A 10048-nucleotide genomic window follows, 5' to 3' on the forward strand; every position below is an offset into this window, starting at 1 on the left:
CACTTTTTTAATTTTGTATCGGCGTTTACAGCATACAAAGAGGCAGAACTACTAACTGAAGTAGAGCTGCGCAAAGAAGCTGTTAAATTGGTTGCCGAAACGAACCACAGCCCCCACGCTTCTTGGCTGACGAAAAATATAACCGCTATATTAGCGCTGGGTAGCACGCTGACGGCAGGGGTTATTTATTTATTAGTGTTAGTAGGCAAATTAAAAGCTACTGAACCGACGGTATTATTAGTGGTAAGCAACATAACTAATTTAGTATTAGTTGTATTTGGCTTTTACTTTGGTAGCAGTGTAGGAAGTAGATTGAAGGACAATAAAGTTATATAAACACAGATAAGTATTGGTAAAAAATTTGAAAATACCAAAATAAGTATGATTAACAATGAGCAAAATAATAAAAATCAATTGCTTTGTGAACTTTTGCAGTCTATTAAAGTAGCAAAAGCGAGAGAAAAACTTTTACAAAATTTGTCTGATTATGGTGTAAAGTGGAATGAAAAACTACAGAAATTAGAAGTAGAAGATTCACGTTTTACTCAAAAAAAACTTTCACTTATTACAAATCAAAACGGAATACAATACGAAAAAAAAGTAAAAAATTATTTTGCTCACATAGATGAAATAAATTTGAACAATATAGAACCTTATCTTGTAGAAGTTCAAGAAAACAATATTACAAATAAAATATGGGCTTATTGTCTTAGTTTTTGGTCTGTTCCTATAAGTGCGGGTTATGGCAGACGAATTCGTTTTTTGGTATTTGATAAGCAAAACGACAAAGTAATTGGGCTTTTTGGACTTTGCGATCCCCTAATTGGTCTCAATATAAGAGATGAATACATAGGTTGGAACCGAGAACAAAAACACGAAAGGTTGTATAACTGCTTGACTGCATATATTTTAGGTGCAGTTCCACCCTATAACACAATTTTAGGTTCTAAATTAGTTGCCTTAACTACAATGTTTCCCGAAGTAAGAGAAACATTTAAGCGAAAGTATGAAGGAAAAACGACAATTATTGCAGGGAAACGAAAACTCCCCGTTTTAGCTATGATAGATACTTTTGGAGCTTTTGGAAAATCTGCGATTTATACACGACTTCTAAATTGGCAATTCATAGATTATACACAAGGTAAAACACACGTTCATATTACTGCAAATGGAAGTTGGGAAATTATTAAAGAGTTTGTCCCTCAAGATAGATTTCAAAGTTATAAATATGGACAAGGTTCAAATTGGAAATTAAGAACATTAAGAGTTGGTTTATCTAGTTTGGGCTTTACAAACGAAGACCTACTAAGTATTGGTTGGAAGCGAGCCTATTATATGAACCCTCTGCTTAAAAATTGGAAAGAGTTTTTGACTATGCAGACAGACACACCTGAATACATAGACTATTCAAACAACTATTTAACTGCCTATTGGAAAGAAAAGTGGCTAATTCCACGACAAGATAAACTGTTGAAGAAACTTAACAATTTGGAGTGTGAACAAACAAAAAACGGCAGGAACATTGACTTGGCGAAAAGCGGGACCTGATGTACTGCTTTGAATTTTAGTGCTTTTTATATTAAATACAATAAATAATTTCACAAATTAGAGTTACTTTTGGGCGTGCCCATCGCTAACGCTCGGGTCGGGGCATTCCGCACTACGCTTCGCTTCGGTACTTCGCTGCGCTTCGTACTGCCCTTGCGGGCATGCTCCATGCCCCTCACGCAGATAACATAACCAATTATGTCTTTATCTTGTTTGAGCTTGAAGTACAATTACTTACAAGCTAAAACTTTGCCTAATACAGAGAGAAACGATGGTTTCAGAGATCCTTTGCGTGAGGCATGCGAAGGGCGTGCGTTAGCACGGTGCGGAGCGAAGCGTAGCACCGAAGCGTCAGCGTAGCCCGCAGCACGCCGACCTTGCCCATACAAGCGCAGCGAAGTATGGGCAAGGGCACGCCCAAAAAATTAAAACTTAAACTTCATTAAAACAAAGAGTAGATTTATGCATTGTCTTTACTCTGCGGTGGCTTTTGAAATTTGTGTATCAATTTCTTTACATACACGATATTGAAAAAAATGCAATTTTTACAGTATGAAACAACTTTCGTTCTTAGACCGCTACTTAACCTTGTGGATATTCATAGCTATGCTTGCGGGAATAAGTATAGGATATTTCTTTCCTTCTGCGCCTGCTTTTATTGAACAATTCCAAATCGGAACTACTAACATTCCTATTGCCATAGGCTTAATTTTGATGATGTTTCCCCCATTAGCTAAGGTAAAATACGAGGAACTTAGCCAAGTGTTCAAAAATAAACGAATCTTATTACTCTCTTTGGTTCAAAACTGGCTTGTGGGACCTCTTTTGATGTTTGTATTGGCAATGATTTTTTTGCACGACAAACCTAACTACATGACAGGCTTAATAATGATAGGAATAGCCAGATGTATTGCTATGGTTATTGTTTGGAATGATTTAGCACGTGGCGATAATGAATACGCAGCAGGTTTAGTGGCTTTTAACAGTATCTTTCAAGTTTTGTTTTACAGCGTGTATGCGTACGTATTTGTAACATATTTACCCACTTTGTTTGGCTTTGAGGGCAGTTTGGTAGAAGTGAGCATGGCAGACATTGCTTCCAGTGTAATGATATATTTAGGAATTCCTTTTGTAGCAGGTTTTGTGGTCAGGAAAATTCTTATTCAAAAACAAGGTAAAGAGTGGTATCAAAAAGTTTTTGTGCCAAAAGTTAGTCCGATTACTTTAATTTCACTTTTATTTACTATCGTGGTTATGTTCTCTTTGAAAGGGGACATTATTGTTAATATTCCGTTAGACGTACTACGAATAGCCCTTCCTTTAACTTTGTATTTTGTGATTATGTTTTTTAGTGCATTTTATTTCTCTAAAAAAGCAGGGGCAGATTACGCCAAAGCCACGGCGTTAGGTTTCACTGCCGCAGGAAATAACTTTGAGTTAGGTATAGCGGTTTCTATTGCAGTTTTTGGTTTGAACTCGGGAGAGGCTTTTGCTTGTGTAGTAGGTCCTTTGATTGAAGTACCTGTTTTGATTTTGTTAGTTAAAATAGCCTTGCTTCAAGAAAAGAAATTTGTTTTAGATTGAAGCTTATCAAGTTTTTGTTTTTACGATAAGGTTAGCAAGTTTTTTCTTTTTATGTTAGGTTTGAGAAATTGTTTTGTTTTCTTGGGCATACCCCTTGCTGCGCAAAGGTCGGAGCATTTCACGGGTAGCTACAGCACGCCATCCTTGCCCACACGATCGCAGCGAGCTGTGAGCAAGAACATGCTCAAAAAAATTAAAAAAATCAATCCATTTTTACACACGTTTTATCCCTATTTTATGCTTCAATTTGTAGACCATCAAATACATCATCGGAACCACAGCTAGAGTAAGCACCGTAGCAAAGCTCAATCCGTAAATGATAGTCCATGCCATAGGTCCCCAAAAATTGGCATTATCCCCACCAAAGAAAATATCAGGCTTTAACTCCGTGAACAAACCTACAAAATCAATATTCAAACCTATCCCCAAAGGAATTAAACCTAATATCGCACAAACGGCAGTCAAAATAACAGGCTTAAAACGCGTAGCACTGGCTTCTGCCAAAGCTTCTCTTACATCCATGCCGCTACGTATCAAATCCCTTGTGTAATCCAATAGTACAATTCCGTTTTTTACTACAATACCTGCTAATGACACAATACCTACTCCACTCATAACAATAGAAATAGTTCCGCCAAAAATAATATAACCCAAAAACACACCTATGAAACTCAATGTAATCGTAAACATTACTATCAAAGGCGTACTGACAGAGTTAAATTCCAAGACCATGATAAAAAATATCAGGAATATAGCTGCAAAAAGTGCGTTAGTCAAAAATTTTATAGTTTCCTTTTGTTTTTCTTGCTCACCTGTCATTTTGATAGTGCAATCGTAATTGGGCTTATAGTCATTAAGCGCAGCTTGGACTAATCGTACTACTTCGTTGGGATTGTATCCTGTCAATACATTTGAGTAAATGGTAATCATGCGTTTGAGATCTTTGCGAATGATGCTATTGTAGGTAAAAGAATACTTAATGTCTGCTACCGTAGAAATAGGAATTTGATGCAGTTGCCCCATATTATCTCGGAAGGTAACTTTCATATTTTTTAGCACATCTAAATCATATCTGTAAGGGTTGTCCAAACGAAGTACAATCGGATATTCGTCTTCTTGATCTCGATACTTGGAAATTTCTTTACCCAGCACAGAGGTACGCAAAGCTAAACCTATTTGTGCAGGGCTTAGACCTAATGCCCCTGCTCTGTGTCTGTCTATTTCAATCAGTATTTCGGGTTTATTGTTTTGGACATCTAGTTTGAGCTCTTCTACTCCCTCAATCCGTAGACTATCTAAATACTTTTTAATCCGAGTGGTTTCTTTTAGCAAAGCTACATAATCATCTCCTGAAACTTCAATGTTGATAGGTTTGCCTACGGGTGGTCCGTTATTTTCTTTATCCACAGTAATAACTGTCCCTGGAATGCCTTTGACGACTTCACGGATCTGCTCTAGATATTTTTTTGTAGAAATACCGTTGCGTTTTTCATACTCTACAAAGCCAATAGAAATACGACTTTTGTGTGGCGTTAAAGTAACATCGGGCTGCTGGGGGTCGCCTGCACCTGCACCTACATTTGATACAATAGATTCTACTATTGGATTATTTTTTCCTAAAACTTTTTCTACTCTACGCTCTAACTCACGAGTAATAGAATCGGTTACAGATATACTTGTGCCTATGGGCAAAGAAGTGTAGATAAAAATGTTATTCGGGTCGCTTTGGGGAAAGAAAATAGGGGGCTTTAACCTTGAACTTCCTGCGATAATAAGTAAAACCAGCAAAATTAAAGCAGGAAATAAAAAGAGTGGTCTTTTACCTTTGAGAATGAAGGCTATTACTTTTTTATACCTTGGTAAGAATTTATGGTCAACAAAATGCTGAAAACCTACCGATGCAGGAGTTAGCACAAAACGGTTGAGTGGCAATAAAATAGCAATTAAAGTAAAAATATTACCTACTAATAAGCTTCCTGCGGCGTATCCTACTATACCTACAAGCAAAAATCCCGTTGTAGTGAGTAAAAGGGGTTTAATAGGCTTTTTGTGAGAAAGATCTTCCACCTTCATAAAATCCACAGCAAGCACAGGGTTAATGACCAAACTCACAAAAAGGGAAGAACCTAATACAATAATCAAAGTAATGGGTAGGTATCGCATAAACTCACCAATGATACCTGACCAAAAAGCTAAGGGTACAAAAGCCGCTAATGTAGTAGCAGTACCTGCAATAACAGGAACGGCAATTTGCCCTGCTGCTTTTTTAGCTGCGGTTACAATTGGTTCGCCTTGTTTATGTAATCTGAACGTGTTTTCTATCACAACGATAGCGTCATCTACAACTAAGCCTAAAGCTAAAATAAGCGAAAAGAGTACAATCAAATTGAGGTTAAAATTTATCCAAGGCAGAATAATGAAGGTCATGAGCATAGAAATAGGTACAGAAAGCCCTACAAAAAGGGCATCTTGAGTTCCCATAAAAAAAAGTAAAACTAACGTAACTAAAATTAAACCAATAATAATTCCGTTGATAAGGTCGTTGATAAGGGCTTTTGTTCTACGAGATTGATCGCCTGCTATGGTAATTTCTATGCCATTAGGTACTTTTTTCTTAAACTCCTCTACAATTTTTTTGATTTTAGCGGACGCTTCCAATAAATTCCCCCCACTACGTTTGATAATAGGCATGGTAAGCGTGTTCTTTCCAAATAACCTTGCATAACTTTGACGTTCTACATAACTGTCTTTAACTGTAGCAATGTCTTTCAAATAAATGGCTTTTCCATTATTTTCTTGCTTAACTACTATATTTTCAATAGCTTCTACACTTTTGAATTCACCTTTGAGCTGTAAAGTGCGTTTTAATCCATCACTTTCTACTTCTCCCCCTGAAATAGTGATATTTTCGCTTTTGAGTTTATTTTCTATATCGTAAAAAGATAGTTGAGCTGCTTGCATCTTATACAAATCCACGTTAATTTTAATTTCTCTATCTAGCGCCCCTGTGATATTAGCTTTGGATACTTCGGGTAGCTGCTCTATTTGCTCTTGTAACTGTTCTGTGTATTTTTTGAGTACGTCCATTTCAAAATCTCCTGCTACGTTGACATACATTACAGGAATTTCTGAAAAATCTAGTTCAGTGATGGTAGGTTCTTTTGTTAAATCAGTGGGTAGTTCTGCTTTGGCACGATCCACGGCATCTTCTACTCGTTTTTTGGCAACGGATGCACTCACGCGTGGGTCAAATTCAACAGTAATTACCGAAAAATCTTGCACAGATTGACTTCTTATTACCTCCACATCCTTAACCGATTTGAGTTCTTTCTCTATTTTTTTGGTAATTAAATTTTCAATATCAGAGGGCGAAGTACCTGCATACACCGTAGTAATGTTAATCGTAGGTACAGCAATTTCAGGGAAATTCTCCTTAGGTAAATTTTGATATGAAATAATCCCTGCAATAAATATGAGCGCTGTAAGTACATACACGCTCATCTTGTTATCAATAGATAGCGATGTTAATCTGAATTCTTTGAAAGAAGCCATAACTCAAAAGTGTTGATAATTATGATTTAAGATTTTATCTCAATTTTTTGTCCATCAGAAAGGTCTTGAAAACCTACTGTAATGAGCTGCTCATTACCTGTAAGTCCCGAAAGTACCTCTGTTTCGCCCTGGTAGTTCACTCCTGTTTTAATGGCAACTTTTTTGGCTACATTATTTTGTGCAATAAAAACAAACTCCTCCTCCTCACCTTTCATAATTGCATTTCTGGGAATAACCACAGCATCTTTTCGTTCATAGTCTTTAATCTCTACCGTAGCTAACATGTTAGGCTTAAAAAGTTTTTCAGGATTAGAAAGCGCAATTTCTACCTTAAAGCTGCGGTCAGAAGGATTTATCACTTCTCCTACGTTAATTACTGTGCTTTGGATTGTTTTATTTAATGCAGGAAATTTAATAATTACGTCAGTACCTTTTTTAATGCTTGCAGCGTAAGTTTCAGGAACGTCTGCTACTAATTTTACTTCATTCCCATTAACAATTTGCAAAATAGGAATACCTGGTGCAGCCATTTCGCCCTCTTTGAGAAAAATATTGTCTACTATACCGCTTATAGGGGCTTTAATAGTTGTTTTAGCTAACTGCTCTTCCAAAGACTCTTTTTTGCGAAGCAGACTTTCGTACTGATTTTTGGCACTTAAAAATTCTATTTCTGTACCTACTTTTTTATCCCACAGCTGTTTTTGTTTCTCATAATTGATTTTGACAAACTCTAAGCTTTGTTCTAACTCTGCTAAGCCTTTTCGGATAATAGCATCATCTATTTTGGCAATAGTCGTTCCTGCGCTGACAAACTGTCCATTTTTTACATACAGATGTCTTATTTGCCCGCCCATTTCAGCCGATACGCGAATGCTCTTATCCGAGTCCACTACGGCTTGTACTTCTATGTAATGGACAAAGTTCCTTCTACTAAGCGTTTTGACCATAACAGGAATTACTTTTTCCCTATTAGCTTCGTTAGACAGTGCTGCAATTTCACTTTCCAACTTTTTAATTTCTGCGTTAATTTGACTTTGCTTCAACTTTAATCTTTTTAACTGCTCTTTTTTAGCCGCAAGAGGGTCTTTCTTAGCGCCCCCACAAGCGATTATCATTGCTATTAGTGCAATGCTTACTATATAGGTTATGTTTTTCATACGTTCTTTCGGTTAATTTTGGATAGATTAGAATAATGTGCTTCGTAGTACTTCAAACCTTTTTCTGTAACTATGCTGCGAATGAATAAATCTTGAATGGTATAATACACTTCTGAAAGTTCGTATTCAGTGTAAGAAAAAATGGAAGGATCAAACATGATACGGATTTGCTCTACGTGCAAACGAGCTAGAATTTGTACATTCAATTCTTTACGAAAATAGCCTTGCTCTATGCCTGTTTTCAAGATTTTTATTACATTCGGAATTATTTGCTCTTGATTGTATTTTGACATTAAAGCCCACACGTTAGGGTGGTACTTTTGTAGTTCTAACACAGCCACAGGGTTGATACCTTTCATACGATTGGCTTGCCTTTCCGTAATTTTGATAAGTGTTTCCAAAGCGTTGGGATATTGTTCAATAATTTGGTTGGTAATTTGATGCGCGCTTTGCAATTCATATTCAAATGTTTTGAGAATCAGTTCATCTTTGTCTTTTACATATTGATAAAGTGTTTTTTTAGAAATGCCTGTGCTTTTGGCGATGTCATCCATAGAAATGTTCCTTATGCCAAATTGTGAAAACAGTTGCAGACTTTGCTGAAGAATATTTTTCCAAGTTTCCTCGTTCATAAGAGAGTTTAGGTTAGTTCAGCTTTCCTACAGCTTTGAGATAGTCAATTTTAGCCATGATGGCGTCATACTGGGCGTTGTAGTAGTTAATTTGAGCGGTTTTGAGGGCGTTTTCAGCATCGGTAATTTCAAGGTAGGATGCTTTACCTGATGCGTTTTTAATTTGAGTAGTATTGTATACCTCTTGGGCAAGTTCTACATTTTTCTTTTGGATTTCCAGAGTACTAAGAGCGTTAAGGTAGTTTGTGCGGGCGTTAGCCACTTCAAGCTCTGCTGCTTGGGTAAAACGAAGTAAAGAATTTTCAGCTTTTTGTTTTTCTAATTTGGCTTGGTTGGCACGAGCATATTTACCAAATCCATCAAATATAGGAATGTTGATTCTTGCGCCTATGATTACGGCAGGAAACCAACGTTGGTCATAGTTAAAAAAGTAGAACTTTTGATTCGGTCCGCTTGTACTTGCGCTTACAAAGCTTGCTAAGGTAGGTAGATACTCTGCGCGCACTGCTTTGAGTGAAAGTTGAGAAAGTTTAATTTGAGTTTGTAATAATTGATATTCAGGGCGTTGGGTGTAATCAGGCTTTTCAGAAAGGGGAATGGAAGGGGTATTTTCAAGGTTGAGTGTACCTTTAATTTTGAGCGGTGTATTTATCTCCATTCCCATTTGAAATTTGAGCAAATTCAAGGTTAAAGCTGCTGCGTTTTGTAATTTTTTTCGTTCTATTTCAAGGTTATTTTTGGCTACTTGAATTCTATCTACGGCAATTTTATCGGCGTAGCCTGCTTTTTGTAGTTCTATTAAAGTACGCAGCGTGCTGTCTAAACGGATTAAATTTACCTCTATGAGTTTGATATTTTCTTGGGTTAAAAGAGCAGTGTAGAAAGCTTTTTGTACGGCTGCGCGAACTTCTGCTTCTTGACGTTTGGTATTTTTGCGGGAGAGTTCGGCTACAGTTTTAGCTGCTTGTAGCCCTATAATGTAACTTCCGCTAAAAATAAGCTGCGATGCAGTTACACCTGCTGACCAATTATGCGGAACACCAAATTGTACAGGAATATATTCGTTAGGTCTTCCGCCGAAAAAATTGGGAATAAGTGTAGTAGGAATTTCTGCAAAATATTGATATTGTGCTTCACCATTGATTTGTGGTAGCCCTGTAGCCCTTACTTGATACACTTTCTGTTGATTAACTTTTTCATCAATTTTTGTGTTCTTGATGTCAAGGTGGTTTTCTAATGCGTACTGTATGCAGTCTTCTACCGTGTAAATAAGTGTATCTGCATTTACCTTTTGGGCATACAGCTTTGAGAAAGAAAATAGTACTGTTGTCAGTCCTAAAAATAAGGCTAAAGTTTTCATGTTGTCATCTAATCTAACAGTGGAAACGCAAATATATTTAAAAAGTTTCCAAAGTTTATTCAGTTTTTCAGGTTTATTGATTTTGAACAAGTTACATTTGTGTTTATGTGTTTATCGGATTGGGATATTTTTTATTTCTTTTGGGCGTGCCCTTGCCCACACTGCGCTGCGCTTGTGTGGGCAAGGTCGGCGTGCTACGGGCTACGCTTTCGCTT

The 10048-nt window shown here is 36.9% G+C and carries 9 protein-coding genes; 3 read left to right on the forward strand and 6 right to left on the reverse strand.

Going from position 1 to position 10048, the window contains the following annotated elements; all coding sequences use genetic code 11:
* The coding region (locus NZ519_08535; GenBank protein ID MCS7028798.1) for a hypothetical protein at positions 1–336 on the forward strand (336 nt) is incomplete at its 5' end.
* A gap of 93 nt (positions 337–429) precedes the next feature.
* A complete protein-coding gene (locus tag NZ519_08540) occupies positions 430–1548 on the forward strand; it encodes a DUF4338 domain-containing protein (protein ID MCS7028799.1) in 1119 nt (372 codons plus the stop codon).
* 50 nt (positions 1549–1598) lie between these two features.
* Here NZ519_08540 and NZ519_08545 read toward each other — a convergent pair whose 3' ends face one another.
* Together NZ519_08545 and NZ519_08550 are read right to left on the reverse strand one after the other, a co-directional pair.
* Positions 1599–1778 (reverse strand): hypothetical protein, encoded by a 180-nt coding sequence (locus tag NZ519_08545; protein ID MCS7028800.1) that lies wholly within the window; start codon positions 1776–1778, stop codon positions 1599–1601.
* Positions 1779–1937 (reverse strand): hypothetical protein, encoded by a 159-nt coding sequence (locus NZ519_08550; GenBank protein ID MCS7028801.1) that lies wholly within the window; start codon positions 1935–1937, stop codon positions 1779–1781.
* A 163-nt stretch (positions 1938–2100) separates the two neighbouring features.
* On the opposite strand from NZ519_08550, the gene arsB reads away from it, so the two are divergent.
* Positions 2101–3132: an ACR3 family arsenite efflux transporter gene (gene arsB, locus NZ519_08555; protein ID MCS7028802.1), complete on the forward strand. Its 1032-nt coding sequence runs from the start codon at positions 2101–2103 to the stop codon at positions 3130–3132.
* 213 nt (positions 3133–3345) lie between these two features.
* Here arsB and NZ519_08560 read toward each other — a convergent pair whose 3' ends face one another.
* Genes NZ519_08560 through NZ519_08575 form a run of 4 tightly spaced genes read right to left on the reverse strand, consistent with a single transcriptional unit; the run spans position 3346 to position 9833 of the window.
* Entirely contained in the window at positions 3346–6684 is a 3339-nt protein-coding gene (locus NZ519_08560) for an efflux RND transporter permease subunit (GenBank protein ID MCS7028803.1), read from the reverse strand.
* Between the two features lie 26 nt (positions 6685–6710).
* Positions 6711–7841 (reverse strand): efflux RND transporter periplasmic adaptor subunit, encoded by a 1131-nt coding sequence (locus tag NZ519_08565; GenBank protein MCS7028804.1) that lies wholly within the window; start codon positions 7839–7841, stop codon positions 6711–6713.
* Positions 7838–8473 carry a TetR/AcrR family transcriptional regulator gene (locus tag NZ519_08570; protein ID MCS7028805.1) on the reverse strand — a complete coding sequence of 212 codons (636 nt, stop codon included), beginning with the start codon at positions 8471–8473 and terminating at the stop codon, positions 7838–7840. Before NZ519_08570 ends, NZ519_08565 begins: the two co-directional genes overlap by 4 nt.
* A 13-nt stretch (positions 8474–8486) precedes the next feature.
* Positions 8487–9833 carry a TolC family protein gene (locus tag NZ519_08575; protein MCS7028806.1) on the reverse strand — a complete coding sequence of 449 codons (1347 nt, stop codon included), beginning with the start codon at positions 9831–9833 and terminating at the stop codon, positions 8487–8489.
* Positions 9834–10048 lie beyond the last annotated feature (215 nt).

Source organism: Bacteroidia bacterium (assembly GCA_025056095.1).
GTDB lineage: Bacteria > Bacteroidota > Bacteroidia > JANWVE01 > JANWVE01 > JANWVE01.

Coding starts and splice junctions, on each gene's coding strand:
- arsB (MCS7028802.1), top strand. CDS start 2,101: ATGAAACAACTTTCGTTCTTAGACCGCTACTTAACCTTGTGGATATTC.
- NZ519_08560 (MCS7028803.1), bottom strand. CDS start 6,684: ATGGCTTCTTTCAAAGAATTCAGATTAACATCGCTATCTATTGATAAC.
- NZ519_08565 (MCS7028804.1), bottom strand. CDS start 7,841: ATGAAAAACATAACCTATATAGTAAGCATTGCACTAATAGCAATGATA.
- NZ519_08570 (MCS7028805.1), bottom strand. CDS start 8,473: ATGAACGAGGAAACTTGGAAAAATATTCTTCAGCAAAGTCTGCAACTG.
- NZ519_08575 (MCS7028806.1), bottom strand. CDS start 9,833: ATGAAAACTTTAGCCTTATTTTTAGGACTGACAACAGTACTATTTTCT.